The following is a 26,846-nucleotide window of genomic DNA, read 5'->3' as shown; positions in this document are numbered from 1 at the left end:
TCCCGGATCGCCGGAATGCCGACCCGATCGGTCCACGTCTATCAAAACTGCGCCCGATGCGCGCCGATACCCGCGGGTAGAGGGAAGAGAACCGCCACTCGCCCCCCACTCGGCGCCGTACCGGCACAGTGCGTCCGGTGCCGGTGCGACAGCCGCTCGGCGGAATCCTCGAGGACACCGGCCTTCCGGCACCGTGAGCGGCCGCCCCTCACCCTTGACTTGAACCAAGCGCGCCTGCGCCAGGACCTGCTCGCACAGGAGGACAAGGTCCGGGCCTTCCGCGGCCTGCTGGAGGATTCGGCCACAGAGGCGACAGCCCTGCGGCAGGAACGGGACCGGCTCCGCGTGACGTCCGCCCGCCTGCGCGAGGACCTGGTGGGCCTCCAGGCGGAACTCGCGGCGGCCGAAGCCGGCCGGGATGATCACGCCGACGACGGGATGCCCGCCCCGGCACTGCTGTCCGTCGGCCAAGTCCTCGACCGGCACCCCGCCCCACCGGACGGCGGCGAAACCGCGGGCCGGCCACGGGTTGCCGGGGGCGCAATCCGGCACGGCGACCCGGTGACGCCGTCGGAGGCGGCCCGGCCGGAGCCGACTCCGACAGCCCCAGTCAACAGGACATCCGTCGGGTTCATCGCGGCCGGCATGGTGCTTTTGCTCATCGGTCCGTTCCTGCGCACCAACAGCCCGATGGCGGACTCCCACCCGACCACCGCCGGATGGTGGTGCATCGGCAGCGGCATCGTCCTGCTCGTGACCGGACTCATCCACATGACCGTGCGCGACGTGAAGAACACCCCCGCCGCCGACCCGGACGACTCGTTCTACTACACGTGCGGCTTCACTCCGTTGATGTGAGCCCGGTGACGGCAACCCAGCCGGACGGTTCACTCTTTCGAGGGTCTGACCAATCCGCCGGGTGGGTGCGGCCGAATGCCGGGTGTGAGCAGCTTCCGCAACATCCTCTCCCGCGCAGCACTGGGCGCGCCGGCCGGAGTTCTGGCCGCGTTCACGGCTCTGGCCGTGGCCGAGCTGGTGGCCGGACTGGTGCGTCCGGCGGCCGGGCCCGTGACGGTCGTCGGGGGCGCGGTGATCGACCGGACACCGGCTGCGGTGAAGGACTTCGCGATCCGCACGTTCGGGGTGAACGACAAGACCGTCCTGCAACTCGGGATCCTCGCGGTTCTCGCCGTCATCGCCGTTGGCCTGGGCATCCTGGCCCTGTCCCACCGGCGGGCCGGCGCCGCAGGCGTGCTGCTGTTCGGGATCGTCGGCACCGCAGCAGCTCTCAGCCGCCCGGACTCCACCGGCATCGTCGATGCACTGCCCTCGATCGCCGGAGCCCTCGCGGGAGCACTCGCCCTGTTCGTCCTCGCGTCCAAAGCCGTACCCGTCCCGGCCCCAGCCGGTGTGGACGGCGAGGACGTCGGGGTGTGGAGCAGGCGGGGTTTCCTTGCCGCGGCCGGTGTGACCGCAGGCGTGGCGGTGTCGGCCGGGGCACTGGGCCGGTTCTTGGCCGGTCGTCGGGGCCAGGGAGCCGTCGCCTCCCGCGAGGGCCTGGTCCTGCCGGCTCCCGCCTCCCCGGCTCCAGCCATTCCGGCCGGCGCCCGGCTGAAGGTAGCCGGTATCAGCCCCTTCACCACTCCCAACGCCGACTTCTACCGTGTCGACACCGCCCTGACCGTCCCCCAAGTCGACGCAGGCACCTGGCGGCTGCGGATCCACGGCAAAGGGGTGACCCGGCCGCGTACTTACACCCTCGACCAACTCCTCGCGCGCCCCCTGATCGAACGTGACATCACGCTGACCTGCGTCTCCAACGAGGTCGGCGGCCCCTACATCGGCAACGCCCGCTGGCTCGGCGTACGTCTCACCGACCTCCTCCGCGAAGCAGGAGTCCGGCCACCGTCCCAAGGAGGCGAGGCGGACCAACTGGTGGCCCGCTCGGTGGACGGGATGACGCTCGGCTCCCCGGTCGAGGACGTCATGGACGGCCGCGACGCGATGCTCGCGGTCGCCATGAACGGCGAACCACTGCCGTTCGACCACGGCTTCCCGGTCCGGATGCTCGTCCCCGGCCTGTACGGGTACGTGTCGGCCTGCAAGTGGATCACCGACATCGAACTCACCACGTTCGACGCCTACGACCCCTACTGGGTCAAGCGCAAATGGGCCCGGAAGGCGCCGATCAAGACGCAGGCCCGCATCGACACCCCCAAGCCCTTCGCCCGCCCCGCTGCCGGCACCGTCACGATCGCCGGAGTCGCCTGGGCCCAGCACCGCGGCATCACCCGCGTCGAAGTCCGCATCGACGACGGGCCCTGGCAAGACGCCGACCTCGCCGTCCAGGACACCGTCGACACCTGGCGCCAGTGGTCCCGTCCATGGCAGGCCACACCCGGCGGGCACACGATCACCGTCCGCGCCACCGACGGCACAGGAGCGGTGCAGACCGAAGAGCGCGCCCGCACCATCCCCGACGGAGCGAGCGGCCGGCACAGCGTCTTCGTCACCGTCCCCTAGACCACCGGACCGGCCGAAGGCCGGATCCGGCAGCACAACCAGCCAGTTCACACCCCTGTACATCCGAACCTTCACGGAGCAATCGATCATGAACAGCCTGAAGATCCGCCGTACCGCGATCGCCGTCACCGCAGCCACCCTGCTGCCCTTCTCCCTGGCCGCCTGCTCGGACTCCGGCAGCGACACCAAGGCCGCCCCCACCGCGGCAGCCGGCGACCAGGCCAATACGGGCGAGAGCACCCCCGCAAGCGACCCGATGACCGGCGACCAGCCCTTCGGCCCGGCCTGCGCCGGCGTTCCCAAGGAAGGCGCGGGTTCGTTCGACGGCATGGCCAAGGACCCGGTCGCCACCGCCGCCTCCAACAACCCCGCCCTCTCCACCCTGGTCGCCGCCGTCAAGAAGGCCGGGCTCGTCGACACCCTCAACAACGCCAAGGACATCACGGTGTTCGCGCCGACCAACGACGCCTTCGCGAAGATCCCGAAGGCCGACCTCGACAAGGTCCTCGCCGACAAGGCCACCCTCACCAAGATCCTCACCTACCACGTCGTCGGCCAGAAGCTCACCCCCGGGCAGCTGGAGAACGGCAGCTTCGCGACCCTCGAGAAGGGCATGGTCACCACGAAGGGCTCCGGCGAGGCCTACAAGGTCAACGACACCTCCAACGTGGTCTGCGGCAACGTCAAGACGGCCAACGCCAACGTGTACATCGTCGACACCGTCCTGATGCCCAAGTAGCACGCGCCGGAGAAACGAGCCCTCAACGGCCGGTGGCCCTGCGTCCTTCCCTCGAAGGGCGCAGGGCCACCCGCATGGCCGACCGCTTCCGGTGGATCGGCCGGTGAGGTCGGCCCGGCACGATGGTCCCCGTCGAGAGCGGGATCCCTCGGATTTCGTCCGGTCCATCGATTTCCGGGATCTGAAGAATGCCAGGTCAAAGGCCATCCGAAGCCGCCTGAAAGCCTGGACCTCGCGCGCCGAAACATGATCGAATAGGGGATGACATCGTTCTGGACTGGTCGACGAGTACGCCTGCGCGGTATCGAGCCTGACGATTGGAGCGCGTTCATGCGCTTCGCGGAGGACGAGGAACGGTTGGGAGACCTGCTCAACCCGCCCCGTTCCGCGGAAGAATTTCGCGCCTGGGCGAAAGAGCAGGCCGCCGCCAAGTCCGATGGCGACTGCTTCGGTTTGGCGATCGAAGCAGTCGACACGGGAGAGATAGTCGGTGCTGTCGGCTCGCACCACGCCGATCCACGTGCGGGCTGGTTCGAGTACGGCGTCACGATGGAAGCCGGTCATCGGCGCAAGGGCTACGCGTCGGAAGCCGTGGTGATGCTGCTGCGCTTCATGTTCGACGAGCGGCGCTTTCACAAGTGTGGAGCGCGGGTCTTCGCGGATAATGAGGGGTCGTTGGCATTCCAACGGCGTCTCGGTTTCGTGGAAGAAGGTCGCCTCCGCGACCAAGTCTTCTCTGCCGGCCAATATCTCGACGTCGTCATGATGGGCTTGCTCGCTGGCGAGTTCGCCCAACTCCACTCACCGAGCGAACGGTCTTTCAGCCAGGCTTGATGCCACCTGCCGGCGGACCAGCAGCGGCGACTGCACACAGGCTTGCTCCGATTGAGTTCGGAGCAAGCCCTGCGGCCTCCCCACGAAGCGCCTCACGATCAATCCGGACTGCTGCGGGTGCGATGGGTGCGGGTGGCCGTCGGTAGACGATCAGGGCCATCGCCTGTCCATCAGCGCCTCCGCTGCCGCCGGTCCCGCCCGCTCCGACCGTGGCGGGAACCACGTATCCGCTCGCCTCGCCGGGCAGCGCCACCGTCAGGGCTTCCAGACGTCCCGCGGCCCCCGCCTGCCGACCTGCCCCCGCGCCGGCCGGGAGGACGCGCCCCCGAAGCCACCCGGCTCGCCGATACCGTGGCGCGGTATCCGACGATCGCGAGGAAACCGATCTCGACGCGGTCGTGGACGGTCGCCGTACGCGTCAGACGGTCCGAAGGCCGACCGCCAGCGTCAGCTCCAGGACCCGGTGTGGCGATGCGAGGTCCGGAAACAGTTCTCGAAGTTGCGACATCCGGTACCGGACGGTCTGGGGATGGACGAACAGCGCCGCCGCCACCTCGTCCCGCCTGCCCTGGTGCAGCAGCCACGCCCGCAACGTCTCCTCCAGCCGCCGTGCGGTCGCGACGGACAAGGTCCGCAACGGTGCGAGGGCTCGGGCGCGCAGGTCCGCGAACGCGTCCACGTCGGCGCTCAGCACCAGCTCGGGCAGGTGGTCCTCGGTGTCGCGGATGTCGGAGGAGAGGGAGCGCGCGCGTGTGGCTCGTGCGTACGAGGCGGACGCGCGCATCCATGGCCGTGGCGGGCCGACCACGGCGATGCGGTCGGTCAGCTGCCGCAGGAGGTGTGACCGGTCGGCATCCGGGACGAGCAGCACACCGGTGGCGTCCGGCAGGTCGTCGAGGACGAGGGTGCCCGGGTCGAGCGTGCGGTAGGCGGGCCGGGCCTGGCCGGCGGGCAGCAGGACCGCGGTCAGTGAAACCGGGGGCTGCCACCCGGCCCGCTGGACGGAGGCCAGCAGTACGTCAGGGCTCGCGCCCGCGAGGAGGTCGCGGGCCAGGTGTTCCAGGTGGCGCTCGTGGTCACGGCCCTGGGCGGCCAGTTCGTCGGCGTGGCCCGCGGCGCTCGCGGCGGAGAGCTCGTCGATGTAGGCGAAGGTCAGCTCGGCGAACTTGGCGACCTCGGCGGCGGGCAGACCCGCGGGTACGGCACCCGCTGCCAGGCATCGCCAGGCCACGCGGGCGCCGACGCGGTAGGCGCTGAGCAGGGCGTCCATCGAACGGCCGTCGCGCACCTCGCCGCGGCCCAGCTCATAGGCCGCGTCACCGCCGTCGTCGCCGACGGCGTTCCCGCTCGCGAGATCCAGGTAGTGTCCCAGGGCGGTGCGTACGGCTCGGCGGATGGTGCCGCCCATGCGGCCCGAAAGTGCGTTGGCGTAGGGAGGGACCTCGTCGATGATCGCCTGGACGACCTCGTCCGCGGTGGTCTTCAGCGCGGCCCGAAGCGCGGTGACCGTCGTCTCGTCCAGGGCCAGTTCGCTGGCCCTCCGGATTGCATGGTTCACGTTTTTGTTTCCTGCGAACAATTCAGTCGACCAGATTTACGTCCTACGGTCAGGACTTTACGCCTTGAGGCGCATCAAGCTGGAGTCATGACGAGTGCAGCCCTCCGCAGTAGGGCGTGGAAACTGCTGGAGATGGTCACGACGCCGCTGCTGCCGTCGGACTACCTCGACCTGGTCAGCCCGCTGCGTGCGGGCGCTGACCTGCGGGGGCGCATCGAGGCCGTGCACCCGGAGACGGGTGACGCCGCGACTGTCGTGATCAGGCCGGGCCGGGGCTGGCGCGGTCACACGGCCGGTCAGTACGTACGGATCGGGGTCGACGTCGACGGGAGGCGCCTGTGGCGTGCCTACTCCATCACCTCGCCGACGAACCGCCGGGACGGCCGCGTCACGATCACCGTGAAGGCGATCCCGGACGGCAAGGTCAGCAACCACCTGGTCCGCCAGGCGAAGCCGGGCACGCTGGTCCAGCTCGACCAGGCAACCGGTGACTTCGTGCTGCCGGAGGCCAAGCCCGCCAAGGTGCTCTACCTGACGGCCGGCAGCGGCATCACGCCGGTGATGGGCATGCTGCGCGACATCGAGTTCGACGATGCCGTCATGGTCCACTGCGCGCCACAGCCGCAAGACGTGATCTTCCGCAAGGAGCTGCACGACTTGGTCGCGCGGAAGAAGCTGCGGCTCACCGAGGTGCACACCGACATCGACGGCATGCTCGACATCGCCCGTCTCGACGAACTGGTGCCCGACTGGGCCGAGCGCGAGACCTGGGCTTGTGGGCCCGCGGGCCTGCTCGACGCCGCCGAAGGGTTCTGGAGCGAACACGGCGTCCAAGAGCGACTGCACACCGAACGCTTCCGCCCCGGCATCGTCGTCGCCGGTGACGGCGGCGAGGTGACGTTCAGCGCCACCGGCAAGACCGTCGACGCGGACGGCGCCACGCCGTTGTTGGACGTCGGCGAGGAGGCCGGCGTGCTCATGCCGTCCGGATGCCGCATGGGCATCTGCTTCGGCTGCGTCACGCCCCTCAAAGCGGGCGCCGTCCGCGACCTGCGCACCGGCGAGATCACCGAGGCCGAGCCGGGCGTCCTCATCCAGACCTGTGTGTCCGCCGCGGCGGGCGCCTGCGACATCGAACGGTAGGAGCACCTTGACCGCCATCGACCCCACCGCCCACCTGACCGCGGAGCAGATCGAGGAGCTCGGCCGCGAGCTGGACGCGATCCGCGATGAGGTGATCGCCAGCCGGGGCGAGAAGGACGCCGCCTACATCCGCAAGGTCATCTCGGCGCAGCGCAAGCTCGAGCTGGTCAGCAGGGGGGTGCTGCTGTTCTCGTTCTTCCCGCCCGCCTGGCTGATCGGCACCGCCGGGCTCTCCGTGGCGAAGATCATGGACAACATGGAGATCGGCCACAACATCCTGCACGGCCAGTGGGACTGGATGCGGGACCCGAAGATCCACTCCACCACCTGGGAGTGGGATCACGTCTCGCCGTCCGACCAGTGGAAGCACTCGCACAACGAGCTGCACCACACGTACACCAACGTGATCGGCAAGGACAACGACCTCGGCTACGGCATCATGCGCGTCGACGAGGACCAGAGGTGGCACCCGTTCCACCTCGGCCAGCCGCTGTGGAACTTCATCAACGCCTGCTTCTTCGAGTACGGCATCGCGGCGTACGACCTGGAGCTCGGCAAGAACCTGCACAAGCGCCGCCGCAAGGACCCGGAGTTCCGCGCTCGGGCCAAGGCCGTGGGCCGCAAGATCCGCAAGCAGGTGCTCAAGGACTACGTGATCCACCCGCTGCTGTCGGGCCCGTCGTTCCTCACCACGCTCGCCGCCACGTTCACCGCGAACCTGGTCCGCAACATCTGGTCCCACTCGGTGATCATGTGCGGGCACTTCCCCGAGGGCGTGCAGGTCTTCGAGCGCCGGTCGATCAAGGGCGAGACGCGCGGCCAGTGGTACCTGCGCCAGATGATGGGCTCGGCGAACATCAGCGGCAGCAAGGCCATGCACTTCATGACCGGCAACCTGTCCCACCAGATCGAGCACCACCTGTTCCCGGACCTGCCGAGCAACCGGTACGCCGAGGTCGCGGTGAAGGTGCGCGCGCTGTTCGAAAAGTACGAGCTGGAGTACGTCACCGGGCCGCTGCCCAAGCAGGTGTTCTCGGCGTGGCGCAAGGTCTTCCGGCTCTCGCTGCCGAACAGGAAGCCGAGGGTCAAGACGCCGGACCGCGAGCGGGAGCTCGTCGCGGCCTGATCTCCGAATGGGTTCGGCTGTCCGGACGGGGGGCCGGGGCGGGCAGCGCTACGTCGAGGACGTGGCCGAGGCCGGGCCCGCCGTGTCACCGGCGCGGAACCGGCCCCCGCGAGGATCGACCCCGTCGCCGCCCGCCACCACCTCCGGTACGAGGAACGGCCCTGAATCCCGCCGGGCCTCAGGTCCCGTCCGGGTCGCTCCCGTACCGCAGGCGCCCCAGCGCCGTCATGGGCCGGTCGTGCGCCGCCACCGGGGCCGGCAGGACCGTGGAGCCGGTCAGGTAGCGGTCCACCGCCGAGGCCGCCGACCGGCCCTCGGCGATGGCCCACACCACCAGCGACTGGCCCCGGCCCGCGTCCCCGGCCACGAACACCCCCGGCGCCCGTCCGCCGGCGGCTGCGAAGTCCGCGTCCCGCGCGAAGTTGCCGCGCCCGTCGTACTCCAGCCCCAACTGCTCGCGCAGCCCGCCGGCCCGCTCGGGCCCGGAGAAGCCCAGCGCCAGCAGGACCAGTCCGGCCTCGATCACCCGTTCGGTGCCCTCCAGGGGCCGCCGCTCCCCCGCCTCGACGGCGGTCAGCCGCAGCGCCCGCACCCGGCCGCCGGCGTCCCCCTCGAAGCGCAACGTGGCACTGGAGAACAGCCGAGGGTCGGAGCCCGCCCGGCCGCGCGCCTCCTCGTGGGCGTGGGAGATCCGGTACACCCTCGGGCGCACCGGCCAGGGCTCGCCGTCGGCCCGGTCGGACCCCGGTTCGGGGTTGATGTCCAGCTGGACCACCGACAGCGCGCCCTGCCGCAGGGCCGTGCCCAGGCAGTCCGATCCGGTGTCGCCGCCGCCGACGACCACCACGTGGACGCCGTCCGCCGTTACCGGGGATGCGGGGCGGTCCCCGGCGCACACCCGGTTGGCCCAGGTCAGGTACTCCATCGCCTGGTGGATGCCGCCCAGGGAACGCCCCGCGACGGGGAGCTCCCGGGGCTCCCCGGCGCCGACAGCGACGATCAGGGCGTCGTGGCGGCCTCGCAGCGCGTCGGCCGGTTCGGCCCCGCCCACGTCCGAATCCGTCACGAAGGAGGTGCCCTCGTCCCGCATCTGCTCGATCCGGCGGTCGAGGTGCTCCTTCTCCATCTTGAACTCGGGGATGCCGTAGCGGAGCAGCCCCCCGAGCCGGTCGGCCCGCTCGTGGACCACGACCCGGTGCCCGGCCCGGGTCAGCTGCTGGGCCGCGGCGAGGCCCGCCGGGCCGGAGCCGATCACCCCCACGGACCTCGCGCCCCGTCGCTCCGGCGGGCGCGGGGTCATCCAGCCGCGCCGCGTGCCCTCGTCCGCGATCGTCTGCTCGACGTTCTTGATGGTCACCGGATCGGCGTTGATCGCGAGGACGCAGGCGTCCTCGCAGGGCGCCGGGCAGAGCCGGCCCGTGAATTCGGGGAAGTTGTTCGTCGCGTGCAGCCGCTCGTACGCGGCGCGCCAGTCGGAGCGGGCGGCGTAGGCGTTCCACTCGGGTATCAGGTTGCCGAGCGGACAGCCGGTGTGGCAGAAGGGGACGCCACAGTCCATGCAGCGGTCGGCCTGCTCGCGGACCAGCGGCAGCAGGGCCTGCCCGGCGTACACCTCGCGCCAGTCCCCGAGCCGCTCCTCGACGGGCCGCGCCGGAACGGCCCTGCGGGGGATCTTGAGGAAGCCGTACGGATCGGTCACGCGCCGCCTCCCTGGCCCGGGTGCGAGAGGTGAGAGGTGAGAGGCGCGGTACGGCGCGCCCGAAGCGCGCCGTACATCACCTTTTTCCCCAGATTACGCCGCCCGGACGAACCGGCACCCGGCCCGTCCTACCGGGCTCGACGACAGGTGATGACGTGGCGCCCCGTCGGAGTACGTCGCAGGATCCCGGGTTCAGGTCTGGCGAAACCGGAATCGCAAATCGCGGCCAGGAGCTGGTGGTGGCCCCGGAGAACGAGGACGGCTGTCGGCTGCTCGCCCCGGTCACCAACCGCGGCGACACCGTCGGCGTCCTGGAGCTGTTCCTCACCCAGATCACGGCGGACGTACGCGCCCAGGTACAAGAGGCCGCCTACGAAGGCAGGCCGCCGAAGGACGACGCGACCGTCCTGTGCCTGGACTGGCACGGCCCCCGATGAGACGCCCCGCCAGAAGCGGAGAAGAGCCGAGCCAGGACGCGCCTGCCTTCCGGAAACGTCGGCGGATCGCTCGACCGGCCTACGGGCACCAGGCCCGGCACGGCAGCACGGGCCCTTCCGTGCCACGGTGACAGAGCGGCCATACGGTCCACGCACGAGGAGCCCGGCCATGTGACGACATCCCCGCCCTGGCCCTCTCCTCCGCCCCCGCACCGGCCTCCTCCCGAGTGACGCCGGCTCTCGGCCGTACCGGCCAACCTTGACCCTGTCATGGCGGTCGCAGGACTCATACGCCGTCCCGTCCCGGGCAGACGACCCGGGACAGCCGGACCGGACGGAGAAGTGAAAGGGGACAGCCATGCCCCGGGGATCCTCCCCCAAGCGGGAACGGCAGTACGAGCACATCAAGGAGTCCGCGCAGGAGCGCGGCGAATCGGAATCGCGGGCGAAGGAGATCGCGGCCCGCACGGTGAACAAGGAACGTGCCCGGGCAGGCGAGTCGAAGACGGCCAGCCGGACCTCCCTCCAGGACATGTCCTCCTCCAAGCGCGGGGGACAGCACTCCCACAGCGGATCCCAAGGACCTACGAAGGAGCAGCTGTACAACGAGGCGAGGCAGAAGGGCCTCAAAGGACGCTCCGCCATGGACAAGGCCGAACTCAAGCGCGCCTTGGGCCACTGACTTCGACCGACTGACCCCGCCTCCCGGACGCCCGCCCGCCCGCCGGATTCGCTCGACTGAGGCGTCTCGCGGACTCGTGCAGGGCTGCACGGGTGACGGCAGCCCACGTGCGTGGGCAGCCACACGGTGGCGGGGCGTCTGGCGGTCGCCCATGGGCAGCATGAGCGGACGGAGGGTCGAGTGCGCGCGGGGATCGAGATCGCGGTGTGGGCCGTGCCGTCGCCCTGCTCGGCATCACGGTCGTGTCGATCGGCACGGTCTCCACGGCCGAGCTGCTGGTGGCCGGTGTCGCCGCGCTGGTCTCGGCGTTCGCGGCCCGACGGGTACGGCTGGCCGCGGGTGCCGACTTCCACGGCGTGCGCGGCGCGCTCCGGGCGACGCTGCCTGCTGTCCACCGGCCTGGCCCTGGCTCTCGCCATCGCCGCTGTCCACCGCGGCGCGCCACGGCCCGATGGCGGACATCCGGCGGCCCGCGCCGTCCGGGTGCCGCGTCGCCTGCACTCCGGCCATCTGGGCGACTACCTCGCCTGGCTCGCTCTGGGCATCGCCGTCCTGTGCACCGCGATCGCCACCCAGACCTGAATACGACCCGCCGCCGGCTACAGGCGTTCCTCCATCCGGATGGCGTCCTTCAGATCCTCGTGGGCCTTCCCTCGCGTGCCCTCCTGCTGCTCCAGCATGGCCCGGGCGATCGCGTCGAGCTTGCGCTGGATGGAGTGTTCCGCACACCGCTCGGAGGTCTTCGGCATCGCCGACAACAGCAGTGGCACCGCCCCCATCGCGTCCCCCGCCGGCAGGCGCCACTCAGTCGACAGGCCCGCCACGTTCACGGCGACGAACACCGCGACACGACGTCGTTCCCTCCAACCTTGGGGCAGCCGGCCGCACACCACCGAAGGCGATGCCCGGTCGGGCATGGACTCCCGCGAGGCCGTCCCGGCCCAGCGGACTCGGCAGGGAACCTGTGCGCGCCGAGCGGCAACCCGCGCCCCTCGCCCTGATCGATGGTCGTTGGTCGTCCGGCTGGTGTCGCGGAGGCGATCAGGATGGACGGGGCGACGAACGCCGACCCTCCGGCGTCGCGTACGGACTGGGCGAGGCGGGTGCGCACAAGACCCTTGACCGCCAGGTCTTCGACTGATAAGTCGCTCGACATGGGGCGCGGTGATCAGGGATGCTTCGCGCGATGACAAGAATCGATGACACACCCCCCGCGTGGGACGAGCGCACCCAGCTCACCACGTTCCTCGACTTCGCACGTGGCACCGCCCGCGCCAAGTGCGAAGGCGTCTCCGCGGAGAACGCCCGCAAGGTGCTCCTCCCGGGCTCACCGCTGATGACCATGAGCGGACTCATCAACCACCTTCGCTGGGTCGAGTACTACTGGTTCCAGGTGATCTTCCTCGGCGAGGAAGACCTGGCCCCCATGACCGACGAGGACCCCGACCGCGAGATGCGGATCGCCGTCGACTTCCCGCTCACGCAGCTGCTCGACGAATACGCCGAACAGAGCGCCCGCTACCGCGAACTGGTCGCCGGGAACGACCTGGACAAGCAGGCCCAGCGAACCATCCGTAACGGCCTCCACGTCGACCTGCGCTGGATCCTCCTCCACCTCACCGAGGAGACGGCCCGCCACAACGGCCACCTGGACATCCTGCGCGAGATGCTCGACGGCGCAACCGGCTACTAGGCCTGTTGCGACAGTGCTGGTCAAAGCCTCGCCTTGATGACGGCGGCCAGCGCTGTCGCTTCGTAGCGGAACAGGTGGGCCCTACCGGGTCGGGGACATCCCTCCACGGCGTGCCGGCCCGGGTTCGCCACCGTTCCCGTCGATCAGCCGGCAACGGGTCCATGCCCGCGGCCTCCCCGGCTCCTTCCGCAGCGGACACAGCGGTGAAAGCCGAGGGTGGTCGAGCACAGACATCCACGCCCCGCTGTCGGGCCGACCCGAGAAATCCGTGGATTCGAGCCGGCCCGGTCATACACCGGCGGCTCAGATGCCGGGCGGCGGCGTCAGATCGAAGCGAGAGATGACGTCGGGCAGCCAGGCGGGCCGCCCGAACTCCAGCCCGTACTTGGCGGCCAGCACCGGCACTGCGTCCTCCGTCGACGGCGGCCCGTCGGCGAGCATCTCGGCCAGCTCGCGGAAGAAGTTCTCGAATCCGGCCGGACTGATGATCTCGATCATTCGGGCCGGAACGGAGCCGGCGTTCCACATCGCGTGAAGCTCCCCGCGCGGCTTGGTGATGTACCCGCCGGCGCCCAGAACGGTTTCGCGGTCGCCCGAACGGAACCCGATCTCGCCCTCGGTGACGATCGAGTACTCGTCCTCTCGGGTGTGCAGGTGCGGCGGCACCAAGGCTCCGACCGGGAACGGGTGCTCGACGACCGAGACCGCACCACCGGTGTCGGCACCCCACAGCTTGAAGGCGACCCCGATCGAACCCAGGAAGCCCTCGGCGCCCTCGCCGGGGCGGACGATGGTGAGCGGCGGGGCCGACGGCTCGATCATGACGATCACTCCTCGACGCAATTTGGAGATACACTGGTGTTCTCTTAAAAGTCTCCACCGTAGGCCCTGGGGCGTCAAGATTTGAGCGAACAGCAGCGTTCACCGAAAACACGTGGCTACGAGATGCGCAAACGTGCCGAGGACGTGGGCCGTACTCGGCAGCGCATCGTCGAGGCCGCCGTGCATCTGCACGGCACCGCGGGCCCGGCTTCGACGAGCATCGCAGCGATCGCCGAGCACGCGGGGGTCACCCGGCTGACCGTCTACCGGCACTTCCCGGACGAGGCGGCTCTGTTCGAGGCGTGCTCGGGACACTGGCTGTCGTTGCAGACGCCGCCGCGGCCCGAGGAATGGGGCGCGATCGAGAACCCCCACGAGCGACTCACTGCCGGTCTCGCCGACATCTACCGCTTCTACCGCGCGGGCGAGCAGATGCTGACACTGGTCAACCGCGACCAACACGCCGTGCCCGAACGAATCCGCGAGCATCGGGCCCAGACCACCCGGCAGTACGTCGAAGTGCTGGCCAATGCGTGGCCGAAGGCCGACGACACGCTCCTGCCGGCGGTCATCGGCCACGCCTCGGCGTTCTCGACCTGGCGTTCACTGTGTCGGGAACAAGGGCTCACCGACCAGGAGGCAGTCGAGGTCATGGTCACGCTGGTGGAAGCGGTCGGCGTGAACTCCTGAAATCGGAGGACTGTCGCTTGATGGGGCGGCCGACTCACTCCCCGTTGAGCCAGCCGCATACGTAGTACTGCTGGTCCGCGGCCCGCTCGATGATCCATTGGTTGAGGACCTCGCCTGCGGGTTTCCCGGTCTCGGGGTCCCGCCGCGTGATCTTCGCTTCCACGCTGAGCTCGTCCGTGTTCGGGGGGATCTCGTACGGCTGGAGTTCCCAGCGGTCCACGAAGTAGCCGTTGAGGGCGAATCCGAGCAGGCTCGCGCGCAGTCGGGGGCAAGTGCCTCGGCGCAGCGAGGTCATGTCTTGCCGGGCCAGGCCGTTCATGTAGAGGGCGAAGACGCTCTCGACGCCTTGGCGATCGAGGGGGGCGTGCGTGACCTTGGACGTCGGGGTGGGGGTGGGAGTGGGGGTGGACGCGGCGGCCGTGGGCGGCGGTGCGGCAGGGGGAGGAGACGGGGAATGTGCGGTGGGCGCCGTGGAGTCGGTCGCGCGGCTACGGCCGGTGTCGTCGCCGGGAGATCCGGACTCCGGTAACCACCAGGGCATCGCGGTCAGGGCGGCCACGGCGACCGCCGCCAGGCCGCCCAGCAAGTACCGCCGCCGGCGGACAGGGCGGACGGGGCCATGCGCCGGAGGGTCCGGCCGTCCCGCTCCGGGGACGGGGCCCGGCGCCGCGCCCAGCCGCAGCGTGGACGTGGATGTCGGCGCGGGCGCCGGCCCTGAGCGCTGCGCTTCGCCCGCCGGTCCGGCGAGCAGGTCGTAGGCCTCCTCGGCAGTGAGACGCTGCGCCGGATCCTTGCGGAGCAGACCCGTCAAAACGGGGGCAAGGTCCCCCGCGCGGACGGCCGGGGCGGGTTCTTCGGTGGCGATGGCGACGAAGACCGCCCAGGAACCGGCACCGCTGAACGGGGCGTGACCCTCCACGGCCGTGAAGAGCGTCGCACCCAGGGACCACAGATCGGATTCGGCGGTCGCCTGGAGACCTCGCACCTGCTCGGGGGACATGTAGACGGGGGTCCCCATGAGGGCCCCCGATCGGGTCAGACCGGGCTCGCCCTCCACGGCGGCGATCCCGAAGTCGGTCAGCACCACCCGTTCACCTTCGAGCAGCACGTTGGCCGGCTTGATGTCCCGGTGGGTGACGCCCGTGGCGTGCACGGCGCGCAGCGCGTCCAGGACCTGCCGCCCGATCCCGGCCACTTTGCCCGGCGGAAGCGGGCCGCCCTCCTTGATCAGGTCGTCCAGAGAGCGTCCGCGGACCAGTTCCATCACGATCCACGGACGGCCGTCATCGCCTGCTATCCGGTCGTGGACGGTGATGACCCCCGGATGCTTCAGCCTGGCGGCCGCGCGCGCCTCACGGTCGAGGCGGGCGATCCAAGCCTCGCGCCGATTCGCGTCGAGGTCGTCGGGGAACCGGAGTTCCTTGAGGGCGACCTCCCGTCCGAGTTGCTCGTCGAGGGCCCGCCAGACGGTCCCCATGCCGCCCTGGCCGAGCAGTTCGGCCAGCCGGTACCGCCCGGCCAGCAGTCGTCCGAGATCGTGAGTCACGTCCCCGAACCCAACCCGACGCGCCCTCGTACCCGGGGCCGGCGGGCCGGGACCCCATGGGTACGGGGAACCGATGGCTGTTCATCGAGGGGTTTCCGCGGCGGCGACGCCGACGGACGTCGTCGGATCACGAAGGCCGCCCGCCGAACCGCCAGTTGTGCACCTCGATGTCGGCGTACCGGTCCTGGGTCAGGACGGCGCGCGCCGTCTCCCGGTCCGACGCGCGGAGCAACACCGCCGTGCCGAGCCAAGTGGCACCGTCGTCGGACAACAGCGGTCCGTAGGCGATCAGTTCGTCCCGGTCGGCCGGCACGGCGAGGTCGGCGGCCCGTCCCGTGCCGAGGCCGAGCACCAAGTACCGGTTGCCACCGGTCCGCCCGCCGGGGAAGTCCCACATCGTGCGTCCCAGCAGGTTGCGCCACCGCCGCAGCAGCACGTCCCGGTAGACGCCGGCCTGGTAACCCGGTTCCCCGAAGGCGAATGCGCGGGCGGCGGCGGGATCGGGCAGGTCGAGGATGTGCAGGCTGCCGGTGGGTGCGCTGCCGTCGCTGGTGAGGGTCGGGCCCCGGGCGACCATCTCCTTCGCGTACCGGTCCATGTAGGACCAGTGTTCTTCGAGCAACTCGTCACGCAGCGCCAGAGAGCCGGGCCGGTCACGGTGGTAGCAGAGGAACTCCATGCCCGTATGGTCGCTTCGAGGAGGTCACCCGGTCCAGTGCCTCTCGCCGTGCCGGCCACTCGGGGGCCTCGGCGCTCGGGGCGGCGGGATCGGTGGCCGGGTCGAGTCGTCTCTGCCGCCTGCACAGCGGGCAGGCCGTCACACACCAGTAGCCGTGCGTCCGCCGGTGCTGCGGACGCGCCGAGGATATCCAAGCAGATCGCCGACAATCCCTCAGCCTTCTAGTCAACTTTGACTAGAGTGGCGACATGGGTGAGAAAACCGTTCCGATCCTGCCGTGCCAGACCATCCAGCCCGTTCTCGACTTCTATACGACCCTCGGGTTCGAGGTGACCTTCCAACAGAAGAGCCCCAATCCGTACGCGGCCGTCCAACGCGGCGGCATACGGCTCCACTTCTTCGGGATGAAGCAGTACGAGCCGGCCGAGTCGTTCAGTACGTGCATCGTCCAGACCGATGACGTCGACGGGCTGCACGAGATCTTTCGCGCCAGACTGAAGGCGGCGTACGGGAGGGTGCCGAACCGCGGGCTGCCACGCCTCGGGCCGCTGAAGAACACGTCACACGGCGTGCGGCAGTTCCTCATGACCGATCCGGGCGGCAACTGCATCCGCGTCGGGCAGCAGACGAGCGACGACCAGCACCACCGGCCCGCCCCCAAGGAGACCTTCGCCCGGGCCCTGCACCACGCATCCCTCCTTGCGGACTCCAAGGAAGACGCGGCGGGCGCCGCGAAGATCATCGACCGGGCGCTGCGCCTTCAGGACGAACGGCCGACGCCTGTGCAACTGCTTCGCCTTCTCGTGCTGCGTGCGGACGTCGCCGCTCGCCTCGGCGAGACGGACACCGCGACGTCCGCGCTCGCCGCGGCCACCGCAGTCCACCTCACCCAGGAGGAACAGGAGTCCGTACACGACGACCTCGAACGCCTCGGGCAACTGCTGGGCTGAGGAGCTGGTCACAGCCGCTCGTTGATTGACGGACGCGCCTCAGGAACGGGCGCCGAGCCAGGCCTCGTACCGGGTGTGGGCGGTCCTCGCTCCGGGCCCGCCGGTCAGCGCGTCCCCCTCGACGAGTGCGAACGGGCCCGCCCCCTCGTCGGTCACGACGGTACGGGCGTCCCCGCGGGCCGACAGGGTGAGGCGGCCGAGCCCGTCGAGGGGCAGGACGTCGGGGCCCGCGATGTCGAGGGTCCCGTCCAGCGGGCGGCCGGTGGCGACCTCGGCCAGCGCCGCCACCACTTCGGCCGCCGCGATCGGCCGCAGGGGCGTGGAGGGCAGCCGCACGGTGGTGTCGTCGGCGGTCCAGGACAGGATCCCGTCGACGAACTCGAAGAACTGGGTGGCGCGGACGATCGAGTACGGGATCGACCCCTGCTTGAGCATGTCCTCCTGGAGCGTCTTGGCCCGGTAGTAGTCGAGCTGCGGCACCTGGTCGACGCCGACGATCGACAGGGCGACCTGGTGTCGGACCCCGGCCCGCTCCCCCGCCGCCAGCAGGTTCTCCGTGGCGGTGCGGAAGAAGTCGCTCGACGCGGAGTCGAAGGTGGGCGAGTTCGTCACGTCGACGACCGTGTGCGCGCCGTCGAGCGCCTCGTCCAGTCCCGTGCCGGTGGTCAGGTCCACGCCGCCCGACCGGGCGGCGGAGACGACCTCGTGCCCCGCGCCGCGCAGTGCGGTCACGAGCCGGGAGCCGATCAGTCCGGTGCCGCCGATGACCGTGATCTTCATGGCCGTGTCCTCCGTAAAGGGAATCGATAACTCGGACAAGTCTTGTCCGAGATCATACGCGGATAGAATGTGTCCGGGTAAACAGGAGGACGCGTGAAACTGTCCGGCGGCGTGGAGTGGGCGTTGCACTGCTGCGTGGTGCTGACCGCGGCATCCGAGCCGGTCCCGGCCGCTCGGCTGGCACTGCTGCACGACGTCTCCGCCAGCTACCTGGCCAAGCAGATGCAGGCCCTCTCCCGGGCGGAGCTGGTCACCTCCGTGCAGGGCAAGACCGGCGGGTACGTGCTGACCAGGCCGGCATCCGAGATCACCGTCCTCGACGTCGTGCTGGCGGTCGACGGGACGGACCCCGCGTTCGTGTGCACCGAGATCCGCCGGCGCGGCCCGCTGGGGGCGCCGCCCGAGAAGTGCACGAAACCCTGTGGGATCGCCCGCGTGATGGCAGAGGCCGAAACCGCGTGGCGCGCCTCGCTGCAGGGCGTGACCATCGCCGACCTGGTCGGCGCGGTGGACCGCGACAGCGGACCCGAGGTGTTGCCGACCATCGGCACCTGGCTCACGCCGCCCCGCGGTTGAGGCCGGTCCGCACTCGCCCGGGCCGGTCCACGCAGCACCAGGCGGACACACGTTCCGTCAAGCCCTGCCCGGCCGACGCGTCTCCCGGTCCGCCGGTGTGGGAGCTGCTCGACGAGGAGGTCCGGTTGCGGAGTTCCTCCTGACCATCGGTCAACAGTTCTTCTTAATACGCAACCAGTGGGTACGGGCTTCTGCTGATGGCGACCGGCCTCCAGGATGGGGGAAGCAGGCCGGGAAGGCGTCCACCATCCGGCAATGGAAGGGGAGTTGCCCTGCTCTCCAGCCACCGGACGGCCGCCCGGCACTGTCGCCCCGAGCCGTCACCGACCCCGAGGAAGTCGAGCCACCATGCGGTACCGCACCATCGGCCACAACACCGTCAGCGCCGTAGGTCTGGGCGCCATGCCCCTGTCCATCGAGCACCGCCCCGACGAAGCGCGGGCCGTCGCCACCATCCACGCCGCCCTCGATGCCGGCGTCACCCTCATCGACACCGCCGACAGCTACCACTGGCACGCCGGCGAGGCGGGCCACAACGAAGAGCTGATCGCCCGCGCCCTGGCCGGCTACGGCGGCGACACCTCGGACGTCCTGGTGGCGACCAAGGGCGGACGCGGCCGCCCCGGCGACGGCAGTTGGACCGTCACCGCCACGCCCGCACACCTCAAGCACGCCGCCGAGGCCTCCGCCAAGCGCCTCGGCGTCGACGCCATCGGCCTCTACCAGCTGCACAAGCCGGACCCCGCCGTGCCCTGGGCCGAGTCCGTCGGCGCGCTGCGCGGCCTGCTCGACGCGGGTACGATCCGCGCCGCGGGCATCTCCAACGTCACGTGTGACCAGATCCGCGAGGCGCATCGGATCCTCGGCGACGGACTCGTCTCCGTGCAGAACCAGTACTCGCCCGTCATGCGCGACAGCGAGCCCGAGTTGCGACTGAGCACGCGGCTGGGACTGGCCTTCCTGCCCTGGAGCCCGCTCGGCGGCATCTCGCGCAGCTCCCTCGACGGCCCTTCCGGCCCCGCCTCCACCGGCCCCGCCCCCACCGGCACCGCCTTCCACCGCATCGCAGCCGAGCGCGACGTCAGCCCCCAACAGGTCGCCTTGGCCTGGCTGCTCGCCCGCTCCCCCGCCGTCATCCCGGTACCGGGAGCCAGCCGTCCGGCCTCCGTCACGGACTCGGCCGGGGCGACGGAGCTCACGCTGAGCGCCGAGGAGCTGGCGCGGTTGGAGGCGTGAACCGACGGGTGGCCGATCGATGGGGGCCGGAACGGCGCACCGCCATGTCGGCAACACCGTCTTGGTGCCGCTCCGGCCGAGTCACCCCTCGTCGGTGGCCGGGGTGCCGAGCACGGTGTCGACGTACGACGCGAGCGCCGATCGGAGCCCCTCAGGGGTCATCTTCGCGTCGTCGACCAGGTGCGCCACGAGGTCGGCGCGGATGGCCGCCAGCAGGGCGTGGGCGGTGAAGTCCGCGTCGCGGGTGCCGGGCACGCCCTCCAGTTGGGCCCGGAGCATCTCGTGCCACCAGCCGTAGTGCTCCGCCTCGTAGGGGCTGCCGATCCCGGCGTCCTCCGCGGCGGCCATGAGGTTCCGGTTCTCGATCTTGAAGCGGAGAGAGGCGTCGAGGAGGTCCCGCACCCGCTGCCGCGGCGTGGACCCGGGGGCCTCCTGGGCTTCCCGTACGGCTTGGCGCAGGGGTTCGAGGCGGGAGGCGATGACGGCTCCGATCAGGCCGGCGCGGTCGCCGAAGCGTCGGAAGAGGGTGCCCTTGCCGACGCCTGCGGCCACGGCGATCTCGTCCATGGAGACGCTGTGGGGGCTGCTGCTGGCGGCGAACAGCGCGTCGGCGGCGGCCAGCACGGCCTCCCGATTGCGTACGGCGTCCGCGCGTTCCGCACGCTGAGCCACGGGTCCTCCTCGGTCTTCGGCCGGTCCCGGCCCCGGGGAATGATATGCGGCGGGTGCGCGCGTCAGCGCCGCCCGTCCCGCGCACGGACGGCACCGGGACCTTCAGCCGGCCCGTCCGACCTCCCGTTCCACGAAGGCGCGGAGCGTGCCTGCGGGGCGACCGGTGATCCGCTCGACGGTGTCCGAGGTGCGGTCCTCCGCTCCCTCCGCGATGGCGCGGTCCATGTCCGCCAGCATGGTGGCGAACTCCAGCGGGATCTCGGACGCCCAGCGGGCGCGCAGTTGGGCGAAGGTCAGGTGCCGGTGCTCGACGGGCCGGCCGGTGACCTCGGTGATGGTCGCGGCGACATCGTCGTACGTCAGGGCCTGCGGCCCGGTGAGGATCAGGTCCGTGTTGGGTGCCTGCTCGTCGGTCAGGGCGCGGACGGCGACGGCGGCGATGTCCTCGGCGTCGACGAAACCGATCCGACCCTTCCCCGTGGCCGTGAGGATCACGCCGTCCTCACGGATGCTGCGGGCGTGCGGGGCGGAGCCGGCGAAGTTCTGCATGAACCAGGAGGGCCGGAGGACCGCCCACTCCTCGAACAGGCCGGGCAGGGCCTCGTGGACCCGGCCCACCGCCGGACCGCCGGCCGGGATCGCCGAAGAGCCGAGAAGCACCGCGCGGCGCATCCCGGACGCGCGGGCCCGGTGGAGGAAGGGCAGCATGGCGGCGGCGGGGTCGAACGAGCCGATGGGCGGGACGAGATAGGCGCGGTCGATGCCGTCGAGGGCTCCGTCCCAGGTCGCGGGCTCGTTCCAGTCGAAGCGGACGGCCGGGGCTCCCTCCACCGGGACGGCGCTGCGGCTCGCGGCCTTGACGCGGCGGCCCCGGGCGACGAGCCCGGTGGTGACGCGGCGGCCGGTGGTGCCGGTGGCTCCGATGACGAGGGTGGCGGCGTCGAGGTGGTCCATCAGTGGGTGCTCCTCGTTGCGGTGAAGTCGGCGCCGGTCTGGACGGCGGCCAGGGGGTTCCAGTAGTCGCGGTAGGTGGTGATGAGCCCGTCCTTGACCGTGACGACGGCGATGTAGGTCATGTCGTACGGGGTGTCCGTCTCGACCAGGCGGCCGACGGCGCGCATCTCGACCACGATCGTCTCGGGCTCGGTGGTCCGGTGGATCGTCACGTCGGGAAAGTCGTGGATGTCGATGTGTTCGGGGTAGTGGCGCATGTACTCCAGCACGGCCTGGCGGCCTTCGAGCCGCTCGGGCCGGCCGGGGGGCGCGAAGGGGAATTCCAGGACGCCGTCCTCGTCCCACAGGTCCACCCAGCCGGGGATGTCCTTCTCGACGAGGAGTGTCAGACCGTGGCGGTACAGCTCCGCGGGGTCCATGGAGGTGCTCATGATCAAGGCTTCCGTTCTGCTCGAAGGCATGACGAAGCGGCGCTTCGGGGCCGACCGAGGTGAATCGGACCGACGGTCCGCATAGATGAGAGAATACGGACCGCCGGTCCGTTACGCCAACTCCGCACGTCGGCTTGGCAGGAGAGCGTGCGCCCCTCCCCTCCCGCCTCCGGGTGTCCAGAGGTACAGGGAGGCGGGAGCGGGGCCGCCGCTGTGCAGCGAGGCGGGGAAGGGCCGACGGGCGGTCTTCACGGTCGCGGCCGGTAGTAGTCGTCGATGGGGGTGCGCGCCTCGTCGAACAGGGCGGGACCGTTCTGTTCCACCGTCGGCCATGCGCCCGACTCCGGATTGAGTTCCACGAGTTGCTCGGTGGAGAGCGCGTAGACGACACGCCCGAGTCCGGAGCGGACGATACCGCCGGCGCACATGCCGCAGGGCTGGCAGCTGGTGTACAGAGTGGTGCGTGCGGCCGCGGCGCGGTCGAGTTCGCGGGCCGCCCAGCGCGCGAGTTTCAGTTCGGGGTGGGCGGTGATGTAGTCGTCCCGCCGTACCGTGTTGTGGGCTTCGACGAGGATCGTGCCGTCCGGGCCCGCCAGCAGGGAGCCATAGGGTGCGTCGCCCAGGGTGGTGGCACGGGCCGCGATGGCGATCGCGCGCCGCAGGAGCGCCTCGTCGGCAGTGGTGATCATGAGGATGTCCTCCAATGTGTGGCCACGGAAGTGAGAGCCCGCCAAGCCTCGTGGGGCCGGCGGGTTTCCTCGGGATCTCCGTGGTACGGGTCGAGCACGACGGTTTCGGCCCCGAGGCGGCGAAGCTCGTCGAGATCATCGAGGATCTGCTCCAGGGTGCCGGTGCCCGCGAGTCGCTCGGGGTCGCCGAGCGGTTCGGTGGTCAGCCGCAGGGCGATGCGCGGTGCGAATGCCGGCAGCGCGTGGCTCGCCACGACCGAGCGCATCCAGGGAAGGGTGCCCCTAAGCGGATGCCAGGCGTCACCGAACCTGACGGCCCGCCGGATTCCCGCCTCGCTGTTGCCGCCGACCCAGAGGGGAATCGGGGTGGCGTGTCCCTGGCCCTCTTCCTCCCAGGCCTTGCGCAGGGCGGCGAGGTTCGCGTCGGTCAGCCTGCCGCGAGCGGTGAACGGCACGCCGAGGGCGTCGAATTCCTGGCGCGCCCAGCCGACTCCCGCTCCGAGCACGAGCCTGCCACCGCTGAGCTGGTTCAGGTTGGTGGCCATGCGCGCCACCAACCGCGGATGCCGGTAGGGCATCACGAGAACCGTCGTGCCCAGCCGCACCCTGGTGGTGATGCCGGCGAGCCAGGACAGCGTGGTGAACGGCTCGTAGAACGGCGCCGGATAGCGCGCGGCCACGTCCGGGGTGATGGCCACGTGATCCGACACCATGAGGAGATCGAAGCCGAGCCCCTCCACCACCCGTGCCCACTCGTTCAGCACACCGGGATCGGTTCCGGGCCCGAAGTTCGGTACGTTCACGCCAAGTTGCATGCGTGGAGGCTATCTTGGCGATCAAGAAAAACGACAGATCCTTCTCCCGGTCAACTCGCCATCCCTCCATGACTTTCCCGGTAAAATCGTGGGATGGCCGGAAACCTTGATGACATCGACTGGGCGATCATCGATGAGCTGCAACGGGACGCGCGCATCTCCCTCAGCGAGTTGGGGCGGCGCGTGAGCCTCGGCTCCTCGGCCACCACGGAACGGGTGCGGCAACTGGAGGCGACGGGCGTCATCACCGGCTACCGCGCCGTGGTCGACCTGGCCAAGGTCGGCTACCCCGTCCTGGCCGTCGTCCGTTTGAAGTACCCGGGCAACCGCCACCAGCCGTTGCGCCGCCTGCTTGCCGATCGCCGCGAAATCCTGGAGTGCCTGCGCACCACCGGCGACGACTGCTACACCCTGAAGGTGGCCGCGACCTCCATGGAACACCTGGAGACGCTCATGGACGAGCTGGCCGGCTTCGGCAGCACGACCACGAGCGTCGTCTACAGCCAGACGCTGCCTTATCGCGGACCCGACCGGCCCTGACGCTCCCTGACGAGGAGACCGACCCCGGCGGTTCTCAGTTCGGCGTGATGCCGGTGAGGACGGCGAGAACAGCGAGACGGATGCGGTTGTCCCGGCCCGTCTTCGCCATCAGGCCGGCCACGTGGGTCTTCACCGTCGTGACCCCGACATGCAGCCGGTCGGCGATCTCCTTGTTGGACAGGCCCATGCCGAGCAGTCCGAGCACCTCTCGCTCGCGCGGGGTGATGGCCGCCACGGGGATGTCCGCAGGCGTGTCCGAGGAGGCACGCGTGTGGACAGCCTGGGCGACGAGGCGGTCGAGGACGTCCCGGCTGAAGGGCGCCTCCCCGTTGGCGGCCCGGCGTACGGCTTCGAGGAGTTCGGCCGGTGGGGTGTCCTTGACGAGGAAGCCACAGGCTCCGGCCGCGAGCACCGGATACAGATGGTCGTCGTCGTCAAACGTGGTGAGGGCGACGACGCGGGTGGCGGGCCGTGCGGTCAAGATGCGGCGGGTGGCCGTGATGCCGTCCATGCCGGGCATCCTCAAGTCCATGAGGACGACGTCGGGAGCCAGGTGTTCCACCAGTCGTACCGCCTGCGCGCCGTTGTCCGCCTCGCCCAGGATCTCGATGTCCTGGGCCTGCTCGAAGAGCATGCGCAGTCCCATGCGGACGAGTTGCTGGTCGTCGACGACGAGGATGCGGATCACAGCTGGGGCTCCATGTCTGATGTGAAGGCGGGAAGTTCGGCCGTGAGCCGCCAGCCCTGAGCGGCGGGGCCCGCATCCAGGCGGCCGCCGAGCAGGTCCACGCGTTCACGCATGCCGATCAGGCCGTGTCCGGAAGGGCCGGAAGCCGGTGGCCGGGACCTTCCTGCGCCGTCGTCGTGGATCACCACGTACACGGCGTCATCGACCACCCGAACGGCCAGCTCGGCGTGTGCGCCGGGCCCACCGTGCTTGGCCGCGTTGGCCAGGCCCTCTTGGGCCAGGCGGAGGACCGCGAGGCCGCGTACCACGTCGAGCCGTGCGACGCGGGGATCCACGTACGCGGTCACGGTCAGGCCGGTCCGTCGGCTGTGTTCCACCACCGACTCCAAAGCCGCCGGCAGAGCTCCGGGCTCGACCAGGGAGCCGGTGCCGGGACCGGTCCGGTCCGGGGCGCGCAGCACGGTGACCAGGCGCCGCAGATCGGTCAGTGCCGCGCCGGCACTGGCGTGCAGGTCGTCGAGGACGTCGGCGATCTGGGGGTCGGTGGTGCCGGTGGCCGCGGTGACGTGCCGGGCAACACCGACGCGCAGCACCATGGAGGAGACGTGGTGGGCCACGAGGTCGTGCAACTCGCGCGCGATGGTGGTACGTTCCGCCGCGCGGGCGGCCAGCAGCTGTTGTTCGGCACGCAGTTCCTGTTGTTCCGCGTGTTGACGGGCATGCACGGCGGCGTCGCGGGTCACGCGTACGTACGCGCCCAGGAGCAGCGGTACGCCCGCGACGATGCCCATCTTGTAGAGCACCGGCAGGAGTTCTCCGGGCAGGTCTTCGAAGCGGTTCACGGCGACGGCAAGCGCGAGTCCCGTAGCCCCGACGGCGAGGCGGCGTCCGGACTGCTGTACCGCCAGCTCGAAGAGAGTGACGGCGGCCGCCACCTTCAACGACGGAACGAGGCTCGCGCCCAGCGCGTGTGCGGCGACGAGCAGGACCGACTGCGCCAGGAGCGCGCCGAACACCCATTTTCCCGCGGCCAGGCACAGCATGAGCCCGGCTGCGGCGAGGCCCCGGTCCCGTGCTCCGGACGGCCGCTGCAGCAGCAGCAAATTGCCGACCATCAGACCGGCGAGCGCCAGGATCCGCATGGCGGCGAATCTTCTGTCGAACGCGGGCTCGATCCAGGCTCTGTTCACACCCTCACGATAGGCGGACGCCCGTGCGACCGGGTCCTGCCGTGGGAGGAGGCCACCTCCTCCCACCGGCCGCGATGTCCGACCCGTGGAGGGAGTCGGGAACCCGGGTCGAGCGGCGAGGGTGAGCGGCATGAACACCAACGCGCATACGGCCACGAGTGCCGACGCATACTCGGAATCCAGCATCATGGGGCGGCGGTCCGTCCTCGGCGGTGTGGCCGCTGCGGGGCTGGGGAGCGTGGCCTTCGGCACCCCCGCCCACGCGACCGACGCCCAGTCGAGGTCCCGTACCAAGGCCGGCCGCTTCCAGGGAAAGTCCGTACTCATCACGGGTGGCACATCCGGCATAGGCCGGGCGGCGGCGAAGGCTTTCGCCCTTGAGGGCGCCCATGTCGGATTCTGCGGCAGACGAGCCGAGTTGGGGCACCAGGTGGAACGCGAGATCAGGGACGCGGGCGGCGAAGCCACGTACGTCGAGGCCGATGTCCGCGTCGATGCCCAGGTCCGCGGCTTCGTGGACCGAGTCGCGAGCCGTTACGGCGGCATCGACGTCGCCTTCAACAACGCCGGCATCGGCGGCGGCAAAGCACCTCATGAGATGAGCGTCGAGGAATGGGATGACGTCCAGGCCACCAACGCCCGGGGAGTGTTCCTCGCGATCAAGTACGAGATTCCGCACATGCTCAAGGTGCAGCGCGGCGTCATCATCTGCACCTCGTCGTCGGCGGCGGAACAGGCGCGGCCGAACAGCGCCGCGTACACCGCGAGCAAGCGGGCGGTGCAGGGCATGGTGAAGGCCGCGGCCCTCGCGTACGGACCCAAGGGAATCAGGCTCAACGCGCTGCTGCCCGGTACCACCGACACCCCCTTCGTCCGCCCGCCGGGAATCCCGGACGCGGATTGGGCGAAGTACAAGCAGGCCTGGGGACCCCTCAACGTCGACGGTCTTGAACGGATGGCCGAAGCCGAGGAGATCGCGCGCGCGGTGCTCGGGCTCGCGTCCGACGACTTCCCCTACATGACGGGTGCGTCGATCGCGGTGGACGGCGGAAGCACCGCTGGCCGGAAGATGATCCAGCCGGGCGGTATGTGAGGCCGGCGTCCGGCTCACGGCCCGCCATGCGATGGCGGTGTGCCGTGCAGTGGCCGGCCGC

General features: G+C 70.4%; 30 protein-coding genes. 16 read left to right on the top strand and 14 right to left on the bottom strand.

Translation table 11 applies throughout. The annotated features are described in order from the left end of the window. Positions 1-219: 219 nt before the first annotated feature. The 4 genes from ACFYYJ_RS08360 to ACFYYJ_RS08345 all read left to right on the top strand — a co-directional run bounded on the left by ACFYYJ_RS08360 (position 220) and on the right by ACFYYJ_RS08345 (position 4,096). The gene (locus ACFYYJ_RS08360; protein ID WP_389129892.1) at positions 220-858 is read left to right on the top strand and encodes a hypothetical protein; all 639 of its coding nucleotides are present in this window, start codon (positions 220-222) and stop codon (positions 856-858) included. Positions 859-933: 75 nt separating this feature from the next. Next, positions 934-2,523 (top strand): molybdopterin-dependent oxidoreductase, encoded by a 1,590-nt coding sequence (locus tag ACFYYJ_RS08355; protein ID WP_389129888.1) that lies wholly within the window; start codon positions 934-936, stop codon positions 2,521-2,523. An 88-nt stretch (positions 2,524-2,611) separates the two neighbouring features. After that, positions 2,612-3,262, top strand: coding sequence for a fasciclin domain-containing protein (locus tag ACFYYJ_RS08350; RefSeq protein WP_389129885.1), 651 nt, complete (start codon positions 2,612-2,614; stop codon positions 3,260-3,262). A gap of 261 nt (positions 3,263-3,523) precedes the next feature. Continuing rightward, entirely contained in the window at positions 3,524-4,096 is a 573-nt protein-coding gene (locus ACFYYJ_RS08345; RefSeq protein WP_385129372.1) for a GNAT family N-acetyltransferase, read from the top strand. A 418-nt stretch (positions 4,097-4,514) separates the two neighbouring features. On the opposite strand, the gene ACFYYJ_RS08340 is transcribed toward ACFYYJ_RS08345, so the two are convergent. Next, on the bottom strand, positions 4,515-5,654 hold the full coding sequence (locus tag ACFYYJ_RS08340; RefSeq protein WP_389129881.1) for a PucR family transcriptional regulator: 1,140 nt from the start codon (positions 5,652-5,654) through the stop codon (positions 4,515-4,517). A gap of 87 nt (positions 5,655-5,741) precedes the next feature. On the opposite strand from ACFYYJ_RS08340, the gene ACFYYJ_RS08335 reads away from it, so the two are divergent. Continuing rightward, complete coding sequence (locus ACFYYJ_RS08335; protein WP_389129878.1) at positions 5,742-6,797, top strand: ferredoxin reductase; 1,056 nt, start codon at positions 5,742-5,744, stop codon at positions 6,795-6,797. Between the two features lie 7 nt (positions 6,798-6,804). Then, positions 6,805-7,923, top strand: a complete 1,119-nt coding sequence (locus ACFYYJ_RS08330) for a fatty acid desaturase family protein (protein WP_389129875.1) — start codon at positions 6,805-6,807, stop codon at positions 7,921-7,923. A 178-nt stretch (positions 7,924-8,101) separates the two neighbouring features. Here ACFYYJ_RS08330 and ACFYYJ_RS08325 read toward each other — a convergent pair whose 3' ends face one another. Continuing rightward, positions 8,102-9,622, bottom strand: a complete 1,521-nt coding sequence (locus tag ACFYYJ_RS08325) for a glutamate synthase subunit beta (protein WP_389129872.1) — start codon at positions 9,620-9,622, stop codon at positions 8,102-8,104. Between the two features lie 239 nt (positions 9,623-9,861). Between ACFYYJ_RS08325 and ACFYYJ_RS08320 the strand changes: the two genes are divergently transcribed. The 3 genes from ACFYYJ_RS08320 (at position 9,862) to ACFYYJ_RS08310 (ending at position 11,323) form a co-directional block, all read left to right on the top strand. Next, positions 9,862-10,059 carry a hypothetical protein gene (locus ACFYYJ_RS08320; protein ID WP_389129869.1) on the top strand — a complete coding sequence of 66 codons (198 nt, stop codon included), beginning with the start codon at positions 9,862-9,864 and terminating at the stop codon, positions 10,057-10,059. Between the two features lie 358 nt (positions 10,060-10,417). Continuing rightward, entirely contained in the window at positions 10,418-10,741 is a 324-nt protein-coding gene (locus ACFYYJ_RS08315) for a plasmid stabilization protein (protein ID WP_389129866.1), read from the top strand. A gap of 339 nt (positions 10,742-11,080) precedes the next feature. Further along, positions 11,081-11,323, top strand: a complete 243-nt coding sequence (locus ACFYYJ_RS08310) for a hypothetical protein (RefSeq protein WP_389129863.1) — start codon at positions 11,081-11,083, stop codon at positions 11,321-11,323. Between the two features lie 17 nt (positions 11,324-11,340). On the opposite strand, the gene ACFYYJ_RS08305 is transcribed toward ACFYYJ_RS08310, so the two are convergent. Further along, entirely contained in the window at positions 11,341-11,658 is a 318-nt protein-coding gene (locus tag ACFYYJ_RS08305) for a hypothetical protein (RefSeq protein WP_389129860.1), read from the bottom strand. A 269-nt stretch (positions 11,659-11,927) separates the two neighbouring features. On the opposite strand from ACFYYJ_RS08305, the gene ACFYYJ_RS08300 reads away from it, so the two are divergent. Further along, positions 11,928-12,434, top strand: coding sequence for a DinB family protein (locus ACFYYJ_RS08300; RefSeq protein WP_385129362.1), 507 nt, complete (start codon positions 11,928-11,930; stop codon positions 12,432-12,434). Between the two features lie 303 nt (positions 12,435-12,737). Here the strand turns inward: ACFYYJ_RS08300 and ACFYYJ_RS08295 are convergent, their stop codons facing one another. Beyond that, positions 12,738-13,256 (bottom strand): cupin domain-containing protein, encoded by a 519-nt coding sequence (locus tag ACFYYJ_RS08295; RefSeq protein WP_389129857.1) that lies wholly within the window; start codon positions 13,254-13,256, stop codon positions 12,738-12,740. A gap of 81 nt (positions 13,257-13,337) precedes the next feature. On the opposite strand from ACFYYJ_RS08295, the gene ACFYYJ_RS08290 reads away from it, so the two are divergent. Next, positions 13,338-13,946 (top strand): TetR/AcrR family transcriptional regulator, encoded by a 609-nt coding sequence (locus ACFYYJ_RS08290; protein ID WP_389129854.1) that lies wholly within the window; start codon positions 13,338-13,340, stop codon positions 13,944-13,946. 34 nt (positions 13,947-13,980) lie between these two features. Here the strand turns inward: ACFYYJ_RS08290 and ACFYYJ_RS08285 are convergent, their stop codons facing one another. Together ACFYYJ_RS08285 and ACFYYJ_RS08280 are read right to left on the bottom strand one after the other, a co-directional pair. Then, positions 13,981-15,492 (bottom strand): protein kinase, encoded by a 1,512-nt coding sequence (locus ACFYYJ_RS08285; RefSeq protein ID WP_389129851.1) that lies wholly within the window; start codon positions 15,490-15,492, stop codon positions 13,981-13,983. Positions 15,493-15,619: 127 nt separating this feature from the next. After that, the gene (locus ACFYYJ_RS08280) at positions 15,620-16,171 is read right to left on the bottom strand and encodes a YciI family protein (RefSeq protein ID WP_389129848.1); all 552 of its coding nucleotides are present in this window, start codon (positions 16,169-16,171) and stop codon (positions 15,620-15,622) included. Positions 16,172-16,419: 248 nt separating this feature from the next. Between ACFYYJ_RS08280 and ACFYYJ_RS08275 the strand changes: the two genes are divergently transcribed. Continuing rightward, entirely contained in the window at positions 16,420-17,121 is a 702-nt protein-coding gene (locus ACFYYJ_RS08275; RefSeq protein ID WP_389129845.1) for a bleomycin resistance protein, read from the top strand. Between the two features lie 39 nt (positions 17,122-17,160). Here the strand turns inward: ACFYYJ_RS08275 and ACFYYJ_RS08270 are convergent, their stop codons facing one another. Next, positions 17,161-17,901 carry an SDR family oxidoreductase gene (locus ACFYYJ_RS08270; RefSeq protein ID WP_389129842.1) on the bottom strand — a complete coding sequence of 247 codons (741 nt, stop codon included), beginning with the start codon at positions 17,899-17,901 and terminating at the stop codon, positions 17,161-17,163. Between the two features lie 93 nt (positions 17,902-17,994). Here ACFYYJ_RS08270 and ACFYYJ_RS08265 point away from each other — a divergent pair, with 93 nt between their 5' ends. Beyond that, positions 17,995-18,477, top strand: a complete 483-nt coding sequence (locus ACFYYJ_RS08265) for an RrF2 family transcriptional regulator (protein WP_389129839.1) — start codon at positions 17,995-17,997, stop codon at positions 18,475-18,477. A gap of 348 nt (positions 18,478-18,825) precedes the next feature. Beyond that, a complete protein-coding gene (locus ACFYYJ_RS08260; protein ID WP_389129836.1) occupies positions 18,826-19,713 on the top strand; it encodes an aldo/keto reductase in 888 nt (295 codons plus the stop codon). Positions 19,714-19,794: 81 nt separating this feature from the next. Here ACFYYJ_RS08260 and ACFYYJ_RS08255 read toward each other — a convergent pair whose 3' ends face one another. The 5 genes from ACFYYJ_RS08255 to ACFYYJ_RS08235 form a co-directional block, all read right to left on the bottom strand. Continuing rightward, positions 19,795-20,385: a TetR/AcrR family transcriptional regulator gene (locus tag ACFYYJ_RS08255; protein WP_389129833.1), complete on the bottom strand. Its 591-nt coding sequence runs from the start codon at positions 20,383-20,385 to the stop codon at positions 19,795-19,797. Positions 20,386-20,487: 102 nt separating this feature from the next. Continuing rightward, on the bottom strand, positions 20,488-21,339 hold the full coding sequence (locus tag ACFYYJ_RS08250; protein ID WP_389129830.1) for an NmrA family NAD(P)-binding protein: 852 nt from the start codon (positions 21,337-21,339) through the stop codon (positions 20,488-20,490). After that, on the bottom strand, positions 21,339-21,770 hold the full coding sequence (locus tag ACFYYJ_RS08245) for a nuclear transport factor 2 family protein (RefSeq protein ID WP_385129341.1): 432 nt from the start codon (positions 21,768-21,770) through the stop codon (positions 21,339-21,341). Before ACFYYJ_RS08245 ends, ACFYYJ_RS08250 begins: the two co-directional genes overlap by 1 nt. A 248-nt stretch (positions 21,771-22,018) precedes the next feature. After that, on the bottom strand, positions 22,019-22,459 hold the full coding sequence (locus ACFYYJ_RS08240; RefSeq protein WP_389129826.1) for a nucleoside deaminase: 441 nt from the start codon (positions 22,457-22,459) through the stop codon (positions 22,019-22,021). Next, positions 22,456-23,274 carry an LLM class flavin-dependent oxidoreductase gene (locus ACFYYJ_RS08235; protein WP_389129823.1) on the bottom strand — a complete coding sequence of 273 codons (819 nt, stop codon included), beginning with the start codon at positions 23,272-23,274 and terminating at the stop codon, positions 22,456-22,458. The genes ACFYYJ_RS08240 and ACFYYJ_RS08235 overlap by 4 nt, the downstream gene beginning before the upstream one ends. A gap of 93 nt (positions 23,275-23,367) precedes the next feature. Between ACFYYJ_RS08235 and ACFYYJ_RS08230 the strand changes: the two genes are divergently transcribed. Continuing rightward, positions 23,368-23,814, top strand: coding sequence for an Lrp/AsnC family transcriptional regulator (locus tag ACFYYJ_RS08230; protein WP_385129335.1), 447 nt, complete (start codon positions 23,368-23,370; stop codon positions 23,812-23,814). Between the two features lie 34 nt (positions 23,815-23,848). On the opposite strand, the gene ACFYYJ_RS08225 is transcribed toward ACFYYJ_RS08230, so the two are convergent. Together ACFYYJ_RS08225 and ACFYYJ_RS08220 are read right to left on the bottom strand one after the other, a co-directional pair. Continuing rightward, the gene (locus ACFYYJ_RS08225) at positions 23,849-24,502 is read right to left on the bottom strand and encodes a response regulator (protein WP_385361892.1); all 654 of its coding nucleotides are present in this window, start codon (positions 24,500-24,502) and stop codon (positions 23,849-23,851) included. Continuing rightward, on the bottom strand, positions 24,499-25,692 hold the full coding sequence (locus ACFYYJ_RS08220; RefSeq protein WP_389129818.1) for a sensor histidine kinase: 1,194 nt from the start codon (positions 25,690-25,692) through the stop codon (positions 24,499-24,501). Before ACFYYJ_RS08220 ends, ACFYYJ_RS08225 begins: the two co-directional genes overlap by 4 nt. Before the next feature lie 130 nt (positions 25,693-25,822). Between ACFYYJ_RS08220 and ACFYYJ_RS08215 the strand changes: the two genes are divergently transcribed. After that, entirely contained in the window at positions 25,823-26,785 is a 963-nt protein-coding gene (locus ACFYYJ_RS08215; RefSeq protein WP_389129814.1) for an SDR family NAD(P)-dependent oxidoreductase, read from the top strand. Positions 26,786-26,846 lie beyond the last annotated feature (61 nt).

It is taken from the genome of Streptomyces sp. NPDC002467 (genome assembly GCF_042889825.1).
In the GTDB taxonomy this organism is placed as follows: Bacteria; Actinomycetota; Actinomycetes; order Streptomycetales; family Streptomycetaceae; genus Streptomyces.
The sequence above is the reverse complement of the archived record's forward strand: the minus strand, read 5'-3'. Positions and strand labels throughout refer to the sequence as shown.